This window comes from Enterobacter sp. ECC-019 (genome assembly GCF_043974075.1).
GTDB classification, from domain to species: Bacteria; Pseudomonadota; Gammaproteobacteria; order Enterobacterales; family Enterobacteriaceae; genus Enterobacter; species Enterobacter asburiae_D.
Window position 1 is genome coordinate 4,389,906 of sequence record NZ_CP143759.1, and the last position, 16,763, is coordinate 4,406,668.

15 protein-coding genes are annotated in these 16,763 nt (G+C 47.1%); 7 read left to right on the plus strand and 8 right to left on the minus strand.

All coding sequences use genetic code 11. The features are described 5' to 3' along the window. The first annotated feature begins 137 nt into the window (after positions 1–137). The 4 genes from V1566_RS20840 (at position 138) to V1566_RS20855 (ending at position 6,838) form a co-directional block, all read left to right on the plus strand. On the plus strand, positions 138–1,817 hold the full coding sequence (locus V1566_RS20840; RefSeq protein WP_395304505.1) for an SgrR family transcriptional regulator: 1,680 nt from the start codon (positions 138–140) through the stop codon (positions 1,815–1,817). A gap of 579 nt (positions 1,818–2,396) precedes the next feature. Then, entirely contained in the window at positions 2,397–4,553 is a 2,157-nt protein-coding gene (locus V1566_RS20845) for an AAA family ATPase (RefSeq protein ID WP_095123813.1), read from the plus strand. Then, positions 4,550–5,857 carry an McrC family protein gene (locus tag V1566_RS20850; protein ID WP_095123812.1) on the plus strand — a complete coding sequence of 436 codons (1,308 nt, stop codon included), beginning with the start codon at positions 4,550–4,552 and terminating at the stop codon, positions 5,855–5,857. The genes V1566_RS20845 and V1566_RS20850 overlap by 4 nt, the downstream gene beginning before the upstream one ends. A 411-nt stretch (positions 5,858–6,268) precedes the next feature. Next, entirely contained in the window at positions 6,269–6,838 is a 570-nt protein-coding gene (locus tag V1566_RS20855; protein ID WP_063135094.1) for a hypothetical protein, read from the plus strand. 203 nt (positions 6,839–7,041) lie between these two features. Here the strand turns inward: V1566_RS20855 and V1566_RS20860 are convergent, their stop codons facing one another. The 4 genes from V1566_RS20860 to V1566_RS20875 form a co-directional block, all read right to left on the minus strand. Beyond that, a complete protein-coding gene (locus tag V1566_RS20860) occupies positions 7,042–7,266 on the minus strand; it encodes a hypothetical protein (RefSeq protein ID WP_074133796.1) in 225 nt (74 codons plus the stop codon). A 307-nt stretch (positions 7,267–7,573) separates the two neighbouring features. Next, a complete protein-coding gene (locus V1566_RS20865; protein ID WP_063135096.1) occupies positions 7,574–8,596 on the minus strand; it encodes a hypothetical protein in 1,023 nt (340 codons plus the stop codon). A gap of 487 nt (positions 8,597–9,083) precedes the next feature. Further along, entirely contained in the window at positions 9,084–9,827 is a 744-nt protein-coding gene (locus tag V1566_RS20870; RefSeq protein WP_039274301.1) for a hypothetical protein, read from the minus strand. Between the two features lie 211 nt (positions 9,828–10,038). Then, positions 10,039–10,266 (minus strand): DUF1272 domain-containing protein, encoded by a 228-nt coding sequence (locus tag V1566_RS20875; protein ID WP_095123811.1) that lies wholly within the window; start codon positions 10,264–10,266, stop codon positions 10,039–10,041. A gap of 726 nt (positions 10,267–10,992) precedes the next feature. On the opposite strand from V1566_RS20875, the gene V1566_RS20880 reads away from it, so the two are divergent. Beyond that, a complete protein-coding gene (locus tag V1566_RS20880; protein WP_395304506.1) occupies positions 10,993–12,099 on the plus strand; it encodes an acyltransferase family protein in 1,107 nt (368 codons plus the stop codon). Between the two features lie 44 nt (positions 12,100–12,143). Here the strand turns inward: V1566_RS20880 and V1566_RS20885 are convergent, their stop codons facing one another. Further along, positions 12,144–12,284 carry a tail fiber assembly protein gene (locus V1566_RS20885; RefSeq protein WP_395304507.1) on the minus strand — a complete coding sequence of 47 codons (141 nt, stop codon included), beginning with the start codon at positions 12,282–12,284 and terminating at the stop codon, positions 12,144–12,146. Positions 12,285–13,067: 783 nt separating this feature from the next. Here V1566_RS20885 and V1566_RS20890 point away from each other — a divergent pair. Together V1566_RS20890 and V1566_RS20895 are read left to right on the plus strand one after the other, a co-directional pair. Continuing rightward, positions 13,068–13,424, plus strand: a complete 357-nt coding sequence (locus tag V1566_RS20890; RefSeq protein ID WP_029740047.1) for a hypothetical protein — start codon at positions 13,068–13,070, stop codon at positions 13,422–13,424. A 174-nt stretch (positions 13,425–13,598) separates the two neighbouring features. Further along, positions 13,599–14,156, plus strand: coding sequence for a YceI family protein (locus V1566_RS20895; protein WP_395304508.1), 558 nt, complete (start codon positions 13,599–13,601; stop codon positions 14,154–14,156). Here V1566_RS20895 and V1566_RS20900 read toward each other — a convergent pair. The 3 genes from V1566_RS20900 to V1566_RS20910 are packed head-to-tail and all read right to left on the minus strand — an operon-like array spanning position 14,148 to position 16,001. After that, positions 14,148–14,939, minus strand: coding sequence for an anti-sigma factor family protein (locus V1566_RS20900; protein ID WP_395304509.1), 792 nt, complete (start codon positions 14,937–14,939; stop codon positions 14,148–14,150). The two genes, V1566_RS20895 and V1566_RS20900, sit on opposite strands and share 9 nt — an antisense overlap. Further along, positions 14,936–15,466, minus strand: coding sequence for a sigma-70 family RNA polymerase sigma factor (locus tag V1566_RS20905; protein ID WP_395304510.1), 531 nt, complete (start codon positions 15,464–15,466; stop codon positions 14,936–14,938). Before V1566_RS20905 ends, V1566_RS20900 begins: the two co-directional genes overlap by 4 nt. Positions 15,467–15,473: 7 nt before the next feature. Continuing rightward, positions 15,474–16,001: a tetratricopeptide repeat protein gene (locus tag V1566_RS20910; protein WP_395304511.1), complete on the minus strand. Its 528-nt coding sequence runs from the start codon at positions 15,999–16,001 to the stop codon at positions 15,474–15,476. Positions 16,002–16,763: the final 762 nt, after the last annotated feature.

Below are 16,763 nucleotides of genomic sequence, written 5' to 3' on the forward strand. Positions count from 1 at the left end.
TGATTTAAAAAACAGCAACCGAAGACGAAAGTTATTTCCGGTTTTTGCTTAAAACCGGAAAATTTATGAGGACAATCACGCCAGAAGCCGTCAGAAAGGGATAAAAGAGGAAATCGCGTTCGGCGGGAGGCCATCATATGAGTATCTTCGAGGCGCATTTTCGCAGGCTGCACGCCCGCTACGGCGCAGGTCAGACGCACGAATTACAGATGCAGGAGATCGCCGCCATCTTCGGCTGTTCGGTGCGTAACTGCCGTATTGCGCTGAAAAAGATGCATCAGGAAAAATGGCTCGACTGGCAGCCGCAGCGCGGACGTGGCAAACGCTCACGGCTCCACCTGTTAACCTCACCGGAAAAGCTGTTCAGCCAGAACGTCAATAAGCTGCTGGAGAAGCAGGATTACGGCAACGTGCTGCGGTTTATTGGCAACGACAAGTATCTGCTGGATCGCCTGAGCCTGTGGCGCTTTGGGGTACAGGATAAAAGCAGCGAAACGCGGGTGCGCATCCCCTACTACCGCAATCTGGATCCGCTTAACCCGCTCGTCCCCCTGCGGCGGACCGAACGCCATCTCCTGCACCAGTGCCTGAGCGGGCTGACGCGCTATGACGCCGTTCAGGACAGGATCGTCCCCGATATCGCCCACTACTGGACCCACAACGAGGACTTTACCCGCTGGGAGTTCTGGCTGAAATCCATCGCCCGCTTTGCCGATGGCAGCGAACTGGATGCCTGCACCGTTGAACGCTGCCTGCTTGCCGCCAGCCAGAGCCCGCAGTTCGCCCCGCTTTTCAGCTCAATCAAAAGCATCACTGCTGACGCCCCCTGGCATCTGGCGATTGAAACGCATAATCCGGTCAAACGACTCGACTGCCTGCTCGCCACCCAGCCGACGATGCTGTTCGATTACCAGCACGGACACATCCGCTGTACCGGCGCTTTCCACCTGCAGGAGCACAGCGACAACTTTATGGTTCTGCGGCGCAATCAACACTGGCACCAGGCAAGGCCCGGACTGGATGAGATCACCATTTTCACCTGGGCTCCGGAGCATATCAGCATGAGCTTTATTCCCCTACTGCGTGGCGAGGAGGCGCAGGATGACCGCCCGCTCAATGAGCGTAGTCTGGAGCAGGGCTGCTGCTTTGTGCTGCTCGACGGTGACGGGGCCTTTGCAGAAGATACCGGAAGGCGGTTTATTAATTACCTGCTGCAACCTGTCGAACTCCTCAGCCAGACGCAGCTTCCCGACGAATATGCACGCATCCTCTCCGTGGCTCAGGGCATGCTGCCGCAGTGGAACCACCGCCCGGTGGATTTCGGCGGGGTCACCGCGCCGTTTAACCTGCGTCAGCCGGTTATCATCAGCACCTTTCAGCAGCCGGAACTGGTGGAGCTTGCCGGGGCGATTCGCATCCTGCTTGAGCGCTGGCATATTCGCGCCGAAATACGGATCGACGAATTTGACAACTTTAACAACCAGCCGCTTCCCCCTGCGGATATCTGGCTCAGCAACTTTATGCTCGATACCCTTTCGGTTCCGGCATTTCTGGAATGGCTGGCGTCCACCACGCTGTTTACGCGGCTGCCTGAAGCCCAGCGACAAAACCTGAACGCGCTGTTGCCGACGATTCTGAACAGCGACGATGAACAGGCATTCGCCACCATTGCCGCCTTTTTCCATGAGATGACCCACCAGCGATATGTCATTCCTTTGCTGCATCACTGGATGGAATTTGCGACTGAGAAGTCATTTACCTGGCGGGATTTAAATACGCTGGGATGGCCGGATTTCAGCCAACTTTGGCTCGAATAATGCTACGCCCGCAAAAGCTCGCTAAAGGGCCTTTAAAGGCCTTTAAGGGTAAGGGAGAGAAGTGCGGGATTTGGGGTGGGGGAACGTTTGGCCATCCGTATGGGCGATTCCATCAAATCCATCCGCAGCACCCTTTACGGTCTACCGATACCTACATTCAGAACGTCCGGTAGACGAAGCTAAAATGCCCATTCTCAATGCCTATACCTTCAGCTGCTACATAGTTTTGGACATGACGATTTATTAAAAGGCTCATAAAGGTTCAAATCATTACATAATAACTATTATTGTTTCTTATCAATAAATTATGGAAAAACATACCTTGACCGAGGCATCCATAGTGCTATGTTTACGGTAAGCGACACAGCGCTTGGGCTGCACTCCTGAGGGACCATGACATTCGAGGATGATGCCTGTCTGCTATGTCAGGTTGGTCAAACCCTTCGCCCCGCAAGCGAGACAATCAGCAAGGAAGATTAATAGTATTGGCAATCTGTAGCGAAGAGTTGCAGTACTGCCCCTTCCATCATCCACAATGATAGCTATCAGTAAGTTAACGAAAATGAGAGGGCATCGGAAATGCTCGAAGTTGAATTTCAGGAATGGTTGAAGAGCAGAGGCGCCAAAACGCAAGCAGGCCTCAATTCCCGTATTTATGCTGTCAAAACTATAGAAAAAAATCTCGCAGCACTTGGTTCTCCTCATGCAGATCTGGATGCAGCCTACCAGGCGGATGGATTTGCGCAATTGCGGCAGCGGATCAAAGAGATTCGCCGTGATGCCAAAGACAACGGCAATGACTATCGGTTACTAATGCCTGAATCAGAGCAACCGCTTAACCGATTGTCCAACTGGAATAGCTGGCTCGGACAATATGGACGTTTTCTGAGCGGTGATGACTCTCAGGCCGACGAAATTCGGGATTATGTCCTTGAAAACTACATCACCCCAGCCAGAGAGCGAGGTGACGCAAGTGTCACCCTGGTAGTTGGTCCTCTGAATACTGAAATGGGTCTCGACAAGGGATGGCCGAACATCTGTCAGGCTCTTGATGGTCAAAAATTTCAGGAACTAGCGGATGTTCCCCCTCCGGTGACGGAAGGGCCTAAAAAGAGCACAACCCGGAAATATACGTTCATCCTTACGGAAGGAAGCGAACTGGTGGCCCAGACTAAACCAACTCCGACTAACCTTATTTTTTACGGTCCTCCAGGTACCGGAAAGACCTATCACACGGCGAGGGAAGCCGTAGCGCTCTGCGATGGCAAAGATGCCTATCCGAACTCAAAAGATGGGCGTGCGGCCCTGATGGCGCGCTATAACGAACTGATGGCAGAAAAGAGGATCTCTTTCGTCACATTCCACCAGAGCTATGACTACGAAACCTTCGTTGAGGGCCTTCGTCCAGAAATCGGTGAAGATGAGTCTTCGTCTGCTGGATTCAGACTCATGCCTACGCCGGGGCTCTTCAGAGAAATTTGTGCCCTTGCCGATCAGGCCAGAACACAACCCCGTGCACAGACAGATGCCTCGGCACTGCAACTATCCCAAAAACGCTTCTGGAAAATGGGGCAAGGGACAATTGGCACCGAAGACGATGTGTATGAAGATGCCCGCGACAATGGGTATATCGCTCTGGGTTGGGGTGGGACCATAGACTGGAGCGCGGATAGATTCTCATCGTTCAACGCGATTCATGATGAATGGATCAAGCAAAATCCAGGGAATCTGACGCCTAGTAACTGGACGCAAACCTATCCCTTCCGTTGCGAAATGAAGCCTGGTGATATCGTGATTGTCCCTTACGGGAACACTGCGTTTCGCGCTATCGCTGAAATAACTGGTGATTACTATTTCGTTCCTGAAGCCGAAGGTTACTATGCCCACCGCCGCCCAGTTCGCTGGCTACTGACCCTTGATGAACCACTGCCACTCGATACAATTATCGATGGTAACTTCACCATGCGGACGCTCTATTCCATTGCCACCAGTCGTGTGAATATCCCGGCGCTAGGCAGACTGCTCTCAAGTACAGAGAACATAGATAATAGTTCCGATGTTAAAGGACAACCAGAACAATTCGTCCTCATTATTGATGAGATCAACCGGGCAAATATCTCGAAAGTGTTCGGTGAACTGATTACGTTAATTGAGCCGGATAAACGTCTTGGAATGCCTGATGCACTCACCGTAACTCTGCCTTATTCGAAAAAGAAAGATTTTGGCATCCCCGCCAACCTTCATATCATAGGCACCATGAATACCGCCGATCGATCCATCGCATTGCTCGACACAGCATTAAGGCGGCGATTCAACTTCCGGGAAATGGCTCCCGACGCGACCTTGCTAAGTGAAGTAGAGGGGATCGATCTCAAAGCCGTTCTTACCACCATCAACCAGCGTATTGAATATCTTATAGGCCGGGAATATCGCATTGGACACGCCTTCTTTATCAATTGTGAATCCAGGGCACAAGTTGAAGATGCAGTGCGCAATAAGGTCATACCGCTGTTACAAGAGTATTTCTTCGAGGACTGGAGCCGAATCGCGACAGTGCTGGGCGATGGTTTTATGCAGGAAGAGCAGATTTTACCGCCACCCGGAATAGAGGGGGAACCATTATCAAGCTGGTCGGTACGTGCACCGTTCAGAAATGACGCCTTTGATCGACTGATAGGCAAAACCAGAACGTTAAATGTCACCGATCTTGAGGTGGCTGGTGAATCGAAAGAATGACGCACCTCACGGTTCGCGAATGGGGTGGTGTTTGTGTGAACACTGAAAGCAGCATAAACGCTCCTCATGCTTTTACCCGCCCTCAGGCTAACGCGCTGCTTACGGCGGCGCGCGAGCATCCGCTGGCAAATAAGCACGGTACTAATATCTTAATCGATCGCCATAACAAAATTATTGCCGGGCAAATAGTTGGGGTCATTGCCGCTCCGGGATGTAGCCTTGAGATCCTGCCCAAATTCGACGACGAGACGATAGAACCGGACGCCACAATACGCAATCGCCTGATACGTATGCTTGATGTCGCCCTCGGCCTTAAACTCGGCAATGGACAGGCTGCAACAATGGCGAGACAAGCTGAAAGCTTGCTAGAGATACTCATCCGCTTGTTCGCCGAGCGACTCTTATCTGAAGTACATCGGGGATTACCGCGCACCTATTTGGCACAGGAAGACGATTTGCCCTCATTGCGCGGAAGGCTCAATATCAAACGACAATTCACTACGCTTGCCGTCCGCCCCGACCGTCTCGCCTGTCGTTACGACGAACTGTCGGCTGATACCGCCCTACTTCGAATTATGAAGGCGTGTGTAGTTCTGCTTCACCATTATGCCCGCGCTGCTGATACGCTCCGTCGTCTGAATGAATTGCGCATCCTGTTAGCGGGTGTTAGCGACGTCCCTTTCAGTCATCTGCCGTGGTCACAGGTACGGATCGACCGAACCAATCATCGCTGGGAAGCCCTCTACAATCTGGCACGTCTTCTCCTGCGACGCGACTGGCAAGCTACACACCACGATAAACGAGCGCTGAACGGGATTACACTGCTTTTCCCAATGAACGACCTGTTCGAGGCATATATAGCGGCGCTGGCGAAGCGTGCTGTACGCGGTACGGAATGGACGGTTCGTGCACAGGCAGGCAGGTTATACTGTCTGATCGAGGACGTAAAAGAAGGCAAACCACGCTTCCAGACCCGACCGGATCTGCTTATCGAGCGGGACCATCAGATTGTTATGATCATAGACACTAAATGGAAGCGTATTGGTCGTCATCCCGAAGATGCCAGGCATGGCATATCGCAGGCTGATGTCTACCAGATGATGGCCTATGCACGGATTTATCACTGCCCACAAGTTATGCTTCTCTATCCACATCATGCAGGTCTGGGAACGCAACCTCTGAATGCAGGCTATAGGATTCTAGCAGGCAAGGAACAATTACAGGTGGCTAGTGTGGATCTGGTTCTCGATGAGGACAAGATTGTCGAGCAGTTAATTAACCTTCTCGGCATCAACACGCAGTGAGGTGAAAAGGCAAGGCCGGTGCACCTTGAGGCTCGGCACTCTCAATAATCTCAATCCATGATTTATGCTCAAACTTACATGATCATTTAATGCATTTAATATACTGGGCTTATACTCTTGGTACGTAGAGAATAGACAGTAGGACATGTCCGCTATGAGCGAGAAGCTGAAGTACGAAATTGTTGTTCTCACCACCAAGGGGCATTACTAACATTTCCGCGTGTTAATTAATTGAAGCAGATCAGCGGATCTGACCAACTCGACTTCAGCCAGACCGGATATTTTCAAAATTGAATTGCAGTCGATGTCGTTCTGTTGCATCGTAACTAGTCGGGTAGCCTTGAAAATCTCAGCCTCAAGCTATTTTACCACCTATTGATACCGATTCTATATCAATTTTCAGAGGAAAATATGAAAAAACAAAAGGTTGAATATGGTTTAGAACTTGATCCAAATGCAGATTATAAGATGGCGTGGCTTCATGAAAGAAATAAAAAAGATTTCGAGTCATTAACAAAATGGTTATATCTTGGAGCTGATATTAAAGACAGCGGATTTGCTAAGGTAGGTTTGACCATGGATGACCTTTCAAGTCGATCATATAGTTCTGCCAATCCTAACTATTATTTGTTTTGTGCTTTTAAATGTCGAGATGATCTTACGAAAACCGAGGTTGAAAAGATTGAACGAAGCACACTGGAATATCTAGAACGCGTATTTGCTAATGAAGATGGTACTTCAAACCGAGCGAGTCACGCGGAATCTGGTCGTTTGTCTGAATGTTTTTATAACATTAACTTTACAAACTTCTTCATTAGCTATCATGATTATCTTTTTGAACAATTTAGCAATAAATTTATAGTCTGCGGGTTTGAGAACGAGTTTGGAGATGATGAGGGCGAGTTTCTTGATTGTGAGTTTAATCCAAAGTTCACGCTGCAAGAAAAAAATAAATTCATCAGGATGATACTTCGTAGGTAAGGCATATAAAACGTTAAAAAACATGAGGTCAAAAAAGGCATAAAACTTAATGACAGCAGACAATACGCTTTTTGATATTTGACCTCACGAGACATAGCTTCTGCAATGTCCGCTCTTGGCACTCAGGTGACCTACATAACGGCGATCACCGAGGCTCAACTGGACAGTAAGATGTTTTGTCCAGTTATACCTGCCTGTGGTATTTATCTCAGTAATACCTGAATCAGCTGAACGAAGATATACACTGTCGCTGCCACTTGTATAGTCCGGAACCCCCATCTGAGATAGCGCCATTCATGGCGTTCTCTGGCATCAGCTGCTTCAATAGCGGGGTCAGAATATTTTCTTTTCCTGGCCCTGAATTCATCGATTACCCACAGGATGAGAATAAAGATAATAATGGTTTTCTGAAGGATGAGATTATCCACAAAGAGTGACTCCGACCTGCCCGCTGATACAAGAAGAATAGATGAACCACCTTCATGTAGCCACCACTAAATGTAGGGGTGATATTCGTTTTCGTTCTGGTGGATTTTGCGGTGATTCTGTCCATGGCAATTTGCTCCCCTGCTATCTGACCGACAGCGATGAGAGAGGAGCGGAAGTAGGAAACTGTTCTGACTATAAAGGGCGACTTTTAACATCGCCCTGTGTTAATCTGCGAGGCATAGCCAATAAAACATTATCGCAATAGCGCCGGGGAAACTCTGGCACATAAATTATTTCGCGATAAGGTTAGAATTTAGGATCTAATTTCCTCATATTGTTCGCATGAAATTTAGCGCAATCACGCCAAATACCAAGTGACTCAGCAACCTTAACGGCTTCATCTTCACCTTTTATAATAACATGATATCGACCACTAACGATTTCGTTTAATCTATTTTTAGCTAAGTTAACAACTTTATTTTCATTATAAGATGATGGTTCAAATGCAAGTTTGCATGACATGTAGATGATACCTTCAATACCCATTTTTTTTATGATGTATTTATTGATGTCTTCGAAAATTAATCTTATTATGTGAGAACAAAGCAACGACGTTTTTGGAGAGATGAATATATCTTCATTATATTCAAATTCACTTAATGGTTTACCTTTTGGGAAGTTTCTCTCTACTGACTCTTTTAATTCTTGGGATTTTGATATCTCTGATAGCTTATGAGATGCTTTGGATTGCCTATGAGCTATTGAATTTCTAACTGCTGAAAAATACTCATAAATCGGAAGGAATGTCTTTATGTTTTTCATGTCCCATTCGTGTGAGTCATATAACCTTTCAATTTTGTTACTACTGGTTGATTCCGATTTTTTATCTTGAGTGTTATTAAACATCGCCCAACTTGAAAACCAAGAATCAATATCGACAATACAATCATCCAAAGCAGAAAAACTGCCAAATATAGCCATTTCACTTACATACCAATACAGCATCTCTTGCGCTAATTCTTTTTTCTTTAATTGATAATCCAATTCATTATTATCATCTACCTTATCTGGTCTTTTTGATGATATTTTACTTTTTAAACTTGATTCATCGACTGGAGGGTTTGGAAGTGAAAAATTCGGCGGAAATTGCCAAGATTTATCAGTTTTCTTAATGAGCTCATTCATTTTATTTTCATTGCCTGGCGTCAATAAATATTCAATCACATGATTAAGTGATGAGGTTAAAACCTTAACCTTCGTATTTAATCCTTCATGAAATAAATGGTAATTTAAAAAAGGCTCAGTTACAGCATATTCTAAGTCTAACATTTTTCATCTACCTTTGATTGTGACTTTATATATTATCCGTTTCAAGTATATCTTGATGTATTAGCTAACACCCCACACTTTCACTGCTTGTTCAGAAATCTATTTTTGAAAATCATTAGTCTTATCTCTCTGAAGTCCAGGGGCGATATATTTGTTTAATCCACCGATTAACTCATTGTAGTTTTCATTTTATAGCTCCATTAACATAAGTTGATTAGCCATATAGTATATATCCTTTACTGTTAAATTAAATCTTCTAACCATATTAAATGGCTTCTTACTCTGTATAAAGAAAATTTTTTCATGATTGTGAATCACTACAGTAACTCTTGTTAATCGATAGGCGTTTTTACCCCTCACAGGTATTAACTCCTGCTTTTACTTTAGCGGATGCTATGTCCGCTCCTGGCACGAAGCGGACATTGGCAGCCTCAACAACATGAGAAGCATTAAGGTGTATTAACCAATGGATGGAAAGCAAGTCGGTTTATTGTGCCAGCCCAACTTTTACGAAAGGGCTACCGTGACTGCGCGATTTTTTGATTAGCTTGCCTACGTATAATTCTCTGACTTCTGGTGATGCAATTCGCCCAACAAACTCTGAACGGTTGGTTTCGGGGGGGATAATCAGTTCCCGAGTAAAGTACTGTTGAGAACCTGCCTTTAGCCAGCACTGTATCTCGTAGACTTCCATCACCAAACCGCCGTAGGTTGCGTATGCAAATTGCAGGTTTTCATCTTTTGGTACCTTTGCCCAGACGCCACGCGTAGCTTCATATAATGCAAGTGCACTCATGCCAGACTTGTAGGTGCTGTTTAGCAAAAAAGCGAGCCCTGCATGTTCAGGTGCAATTTCCGTCTCTTGCTTAAGAAGGAGATGGTTGAGCTCATCCAGCGTGATTCGCCCCATAAGTGAGCTGCTTCCTCGTACTTTGTTGGTCAGTTCTCCAACACCTAAGAGATCAATACATGTTGCTTCAACAAGCTTCGCGGTTGCCTCATCCATGCCATGGCGTAGTATGTCGATTCCCAGATTTCCTGTTTTTAACAGATGATTAATTCGTTCTGATTTCGGAGAGCCATCATTACACTTTATATGATCAAGACAGCGTTCTGACTTGCCTTTGCCTATATAAAACGGTTTTTTTGATACATCTTCAGTGTCATAAAATGCATAAACATAGAACTTAGCCATCCCTAACGCTTTCGAGTATTTTGAAAAATCTTTCACAACCTTGCTTCCTTAGGACAAAAGTACTTAATTTCCCTATCGGCACTATAGTTCAGAACTTAAGAGCAAAACAAATAGCATATAGATTGACTGATCTGCCCCCATTGATAAATAAGGGCCAAAGTTAGCAACGTCCGCGTGTGGCATTCAACGGACGGCTAGCAAGATCATGAAGAGCGTTATAAGCAAGGAGCGAACATAGTTTTCATCTCTACTGTTTATAGCGACGCTGACTGGATGCAGGGTGTCGCAGGAGGGATGCTTCGGGGCGTATTGGACGTCGCACCAGCTCCCCTCCGCAGTTCGGGCACAGGCCATTAATTCGTTGGGTCACGCAATCTACGCAAAACGTGCATTCGAATGAACAGATGTATGCCTCTTTTGATTCAGGTGGCAGATCTTTATCACAGCATTCGCAATTAGGACGGAGTTCAAGCATGGTGCTCTCTTATTGTTAAAGGGACATCATTGGATATACCAAAGGCCAACTACCTGTATCGCCTTCGGTTGTTTGTGTGTATTAGATGAGCATGATCTACAGTCAGGAAAAATCAAGAGAATGAATTATTCGACAGAAACGCTCATTTTTTGGAAAGAACGACCAACCTACAACTTCCACCAGAGCCTCAACCAACACGCAAACTCTCGCCCCCACAATCACATTTAAAATCAATCAGATACAAAAACCCCTTCCATATCAACATCATCGCCACTCTTTTTGCGCCTTCCCTTCCCCGCAAAAAATCAAAATCCCCAACAAACTCAACCATCTCCCCCACCAATTACAAGGACGCCAGCCAATTTGACAGGACTGCAACCGCACAGTGGCAATAAAAACAGCCATTTACGGACACTGACCAGACAGCAGGCAGACCGAGAAAAGATAAAAACATGCACGTGAAATGCACGTGCACTTTAAAAGAACCCCAGATCTCACGGTCTGGGTTTTTTCTATTTGTAACTTGGAAAAAAACACATCCCACTCTCGCGCTCCGCTCACCTTGACACTGTTTATTTTTGCAGCAAAGCACTGTATACACATCCAGATTTCAAACATACTATTTCACAGATCAAGTTGCGTATAGTGTGAAAGCCATGCTGCGCGGTCATGGCAGGCATGCTATGATTTGGCTAACTTTTTGTTATTGATTTAATTTTTAACATCATGAATAAAAACAATGAGATTGAGGTACTAAGGGCTATAGGCATTATTTTTGTGATTATGGCTCATTTAAATGGTTTTATAACATGGAGCCCCGAATGGCTTTCCGCCCTCTATGCTCATACTTATTTCTGGGGCGGTGTGGATCTGTTCTTCTGCGTCTCTGGGTTTGTAATAACAAAGAGCATATTGAACTTTTTTAATGAAAACAATAACAACACATACTGGAATAATGTGTTTGCTTTTTGGGTTCGTAGATTTTACAGATTAGTACCAGCAGCACTTTTTTTCATCATAGTTAAGATATTCATATCTTTTTTCATCATCAATACAAAGTATTTTGGCAATTTTGCTCCAAATGTTTTGGACTTAATCTCCCAAATATTTCACATTTCCAACCTTAGATACTATTATTGCGTCAAGGGGCTATCGGAATGCGGAGCCAATTCCATATATTGGTCGCTTTCTCTCGAAGAACAATTCTATATATTTCTGCCAATTGCCATCTTCTTGCTTAGAAAAAATGTCATTTATTTACTTTTAGCGATGATAATAATTCAATTCCCGATTGAAAGACCAATGTTTTCTATTGGGTGGGTTTTCCGTAGCGATGCAATTGCATGGGGTTGTTTGATTGCAATCGCATCCCAGACTAATATATACAAACTGATAAAACCGCAACTTCTGAATAAATGGTGGTTCCGTTCCTGCGTGAGTTTTGCAATGCTCGCTGGACTCTCAGTTTTTGCCAGAGGAGAGGTTTTGCCATTCTATATAGGCATGATGGCCATTCCTTGCGCGATAATGGTGTGGTTGTCTTCTTACAATGAAGGTCTGATCTTCAAACACATCAGAAACAGCAAAACGCTTCTATGGGTTGGGTCCAGATCATATTCAATATATTTAACTCACACGCTGGGGTTCTATATAGCCCACCACACAACACTGGTTATAAACGAAACCTTAAGTGGCAAAGATACATTCAGAATATTATTCTTTGGTGCACTCATTACCATTGCTCTTTCAGAATTTAGTTTTAGATTTATAGAATCCCCAATAAGAAACAAAGGGAGAATAATTTCTAAGAAGATAATTGAACGTAGTGAGTAATTAATGCCATAGAGAATTATATCTCTATGGCATCAAAAATATTTTCACTCAGGTGCAAAAGGCCAGATGATGCCAGATGTGTATAAGGTATCTACGCGTATCAACATCACTCGGCATTTCTTCCATTCAGTTAATGATGCAGTTTCGGCATCCGTCGCTATTCCAACATCAACCCAGGCTGGCATGCCGTTTACCTCACCCCAAAATTTCCCTGCGTGTCGCTGGGTCGGGTGTAATTATTTTTGCAAAATTATCATTTATTTTACCACAATTGTCTAAAAACGTTCCGGCATTCAGATATGCTGCTTTGAGTTCCTCCGGGAAGATAATATCTGGAAACTGAAAGTATCAGATTCACCTCTCCTGCGGCTTCCTTTTGTTTCAGATCCCAAAGGTGTTAAACGCGAGTCTGGTCTGAAAAGTACATAACGATTTCTGCCACACCTGCGTTGGAAAACGTAAACTGAAGTCATTATTTAACAGAAGAAAAAAGGTTTTCCGCTGAGCTGGATAAATGCTCCTGCGAATTATGCAGACCAGGATAGCCAACCAGAATCTCCATCGGTAATAACCCTATTCATCTGATGAAATCCTGGAAGCCCACACGGTCCAACCTCTGCGGGCTTTTCAGTACCATCACCCCACCGTTCCCCTTTCCCTTTGACAAACATCAACGACACCGCCCCTCCCCCCAGGCAGAATAAAAAAACACCACCCAGCGCTACGGATTAGCCGCCCCAACCCGGAAGGAACCCCAACATGTACAAACCCATAACCGTCATAATCTTCATTCTCCTGACCCTCGCCGCCCTTGCTGAAATAGGCTTTTTATCCCTTGGATAATCCTCAGGCGAAATATCCCTCATCAGGGCACATTGATCTCATTACAGTTTTTTCCTAAAGCCATCCCGTTTCGCCTGTGCCATGCTGAATCACGCTCATAACCGATAACGTTAAATGAGGATATTATGAAAAAAACAATTATCGCATTATCTGCCGTTCTGCTGGCTTCCCCAGTATTTGCTGCGACCACACATGCAACTGACGATACCGTCGCCGCGGCGAACGCAAACGCCAACGAGGCGAAGCAAAAACTGCACGAAGAGCAGAACAAAGGTGAAGAACTGAAGCTGAAACAGAAACACGCTGCGGAAGGTAAGAGTGAAAGCCTGGGCAGCAAGGTCAGCGAAGATTCCCAGAAAGCCTGGCATAAAACCAAACAAGGCACCGAGAAAGGGTGGGATGCCACCAAAGAAGGCGCTGAGAAAGGCTGGAATAAAACCAAAGAAGGTGCCAGCGAGCTGGAAAAGAAAGTCACTGAGTAATCCCTTCGAAAGGCCGCATACGCGGCCTTTTTTATTCCCCACAGCTCTGAGTTCTCAAGGCTACACTTGTCACCAGGTCCGGTTATCGCGCTCCGGTTGAAATAATGTCAACAAAGCCGAATAGATCCCGGAGGTAACGCGTTTACCCCCTGCCCCCCTAATAGATATCCTGAGATGCTGCGACGCCTGGTGATAGTGCTTGTTTTGGTTTGTCCGTGGGCGATAGCTGCCCCGAAGAGCTACATTATCGATACCGATAACACCGCCATTCGGCTATCGTGGCATGCCTTCGGCGGCATCCTCTCCTGGGCGACGTTCAGCGGCGTGACGGGTGCCGTGACGCTCAACCCGGAAAACGACGTCGACGACCATATTCACGTCACTATTCCCGTAGCGACTCTCGTGGCGTCAAACAAGCTGCTCACCTGGCAGCTGAAAAGCGATATGTTTTTTGAATCAGAGCGCTACCCGACTATCGAGTTCATCAGCTCTCGCGTGGTCGCTCAGGGTGACGGGCGATTCAGGGTGTTCGGCACGCTGACCGTGCGAAACATTGCCCGCCCGGTGATCCTGGTGGCCATCGTGAAAGACCCGCACGCGCAATCCCTCACGCTGGATGCCACGACGGCGATCTCGCGCGCGGCCTACGGGATGGATAAGTTTGCGCTGGTCGTGGAGGATCGTATTGCCATCGCCATTGCGATTAAGACGAACGACGTGCCGTCATCCTGAGATGAGCCGCTGTAGCTGCTCCGCGTTTCCCCGCAGGTGAGACGGCGGATTGCGGCCAATCAGGACAAACTGGTAGCCCGCCTCCTGCCACCACGCCAGGTTCATGCTGTGCCGCTGCTCCTGGCGCAGAGAGGCCGTCGTCTTCTCATCTACAGGAGAGATACAGAGCGCCATCGGGCCGTAGTCGGCGTTGATCCAGGCAATCTGCGCGATCGAGGTAGTTTCATAGCGTAGCATGCGCACCATTTTCAGCTCTGCCCCCTGCAGGACAAGCTGCGACATGTGCAGCTTTATGCCGATATCCTGCGCGGCCCGCTCCAGCCCGCGCTGCAAGGCCGGCTTTGCGCTGTCCATATCCAGCAGCGTCTCGACGCTGTACAGGGACATATATTGCGCTTCGAGGTCGCGAATATGGGCGTTCTCATCCACAGGCGCAGAAGCGGGCCGCAGCAGGTAGCCCAGCCCGGATCCGACCATCAAAAAGCTGACCGACGCGGCAATCAGCGCCCGCCTGCTGACGCCAGCCGGCGTGGAGAATTGTGGATCCGGAATCGCTGCCAGACGCGACTGCATTGTCTGAAGAGGTGCGTCATCCAGCAGGGAGGCAAACGCCCCGGCGAAATCCTGGCCGCTTTTCATCAGTTCGGCGGTTCGCCCGGAGAGGCGTTCGTCACTTTTCATCTGTTCTTCAAATTGCTGCGCGTCGGCGCGGCACATCTCGCCATCTATCCATGCCACGATAGCGTCGTCGTTATAGGGCGGTGCAAAACGGTGCGAGTTCAAGAGCGTTTCTCCTTTACCGGAGGCAGTGCGTCAGCGGACCTGGCAAGCCGAGCCCGTGCCGTTGCCAGCCGGCTCATCACGGTACCGATTGGCACCGCCAGGGTCTCCGCCGCCTCCTGGTAGGTAAAACCTTCGACATAAACCAAAAATACCGCGTTGCGCTGGGCTTCAGGCAGCGCGCTAACGCGCTGCATCACCTTGAGGTAATGCAGGCGCGTCTCATCCTGTTCGCGGGTGTCCGGCGCCATGAGCTCGTCGCTGGCCACAAATCCCTGCCCCTGACGAACCTGTCGTGCCCGAAGCTCAGAGATCCAGATGGAGTGCAGTATCGCGAACAGCCACCTGTCGATGCGTGTGCCCGGCGTATACTGGCTGCTCCTTTCAAGCGCACGCACGCAGGTGGACTGAACCAGCTCTTCGGCGATATCCCTGTTTCGCGACAGCACCAGCCCATAGCGCCAGAGACGCGACAGGTGTGTCGCTAACTGTTGACGAACCTCACTGGTAGCGATGTGTTTTCCCTCCACGAGAAAATCAGGATTCCGGATGTCCGTTGATGGCGGCCTGCAGATCGCGGTACTCTTCGCAGGACTGGCCACAAATACCGGCAATCACCTTCAGCTGTTCTATCGCGAGGTCAGGACGTCCTTTTACCATCCACGCTTCACCAAGATATTCCCGGGCTTTGGCATAATCCGGTGCGATAGCCAGCGCGCGCTGGTAGTAACCAATGCCTTCGTCCGTGCGGCCAAGTTTGCGCGTGGCGAAGCCGCGATAGTTCCACGCTTCAGCCGTATTGCCATTTTTCAGCGAATCAAGCAGATTCAGCGCCGCCTGGTACTCTCCTTTCTTCGCGAGATGGTACGCATAGTTGGTTTTGTCCTGGTCGCTGAGGCTGCTGCTCTTGTCCGGCACGCATTTCTGGGTGGCGCTGTCATACACCTGTCCGGAAGGACAGTCGGGCGTTTTGCTCTCGGTACTATTATTGCCCATTGCCAGCGCCAGGGGGGACAGCAGGGAAAAAATCAGTACCGGGATCAAACGAAACGAAGTCGTGTTCATATAAAGCTCCAGGGTAAGAAGGGAGTGACGTCAGTAAACGCCCGACTGACGAGTTTTATTCATTCTCCCCATACTTTTTTTTTACTGTCGCAAAATCATGCTGACGTCGTAGCCCCAAAGAAAATGAATCAGGTTATTTTATCCTTGTTTTAACGCTATTATTTCGCGCGATAGCAGAGTTTTAACTCCATGTGAGAATATATTTTATTTCACAAGTAACATAATATATCTTATATCAAAAACGTTACCCTAACTTAAATGTATATTAAGCGCGCTTAAACAATAACGTTTTATTTTATATTAAAAACACCCCCTACCAATTATCATACTGCGTAAACCACATTAACAATCAATATCACAACATCAAATAAAAACAATACAAAACAAATGGTTACACCATTATAATTATTAGCAACGCAAATATCTCAATGCCCTCTTCACTGTTTTCGCACTTATTAACTGAAGCTTAATTTGCACAACCTGCGTTTTCTGTCTATATCATTTTTATATCCTCAAAAATAAATTCCTTCATTAATTACAGGGTTTTAGAAGACATAAAACACGAATAAAAACTGTTCTCTTTCATAAGAAATTAGATTCGCTCTGATGTTGCCACTCTGAATCCTGGCGGGCATCGTGCGCGCTAAAAACAACGGTCAGTGCTACGTGATAACAGCGACTGCGCCGGGGGCGCCCTTTACCTTCTGCAGAGATGGCTCGTCTTGCTCGCCGTTCATGACACATCTGCTGGAGTAATACCTA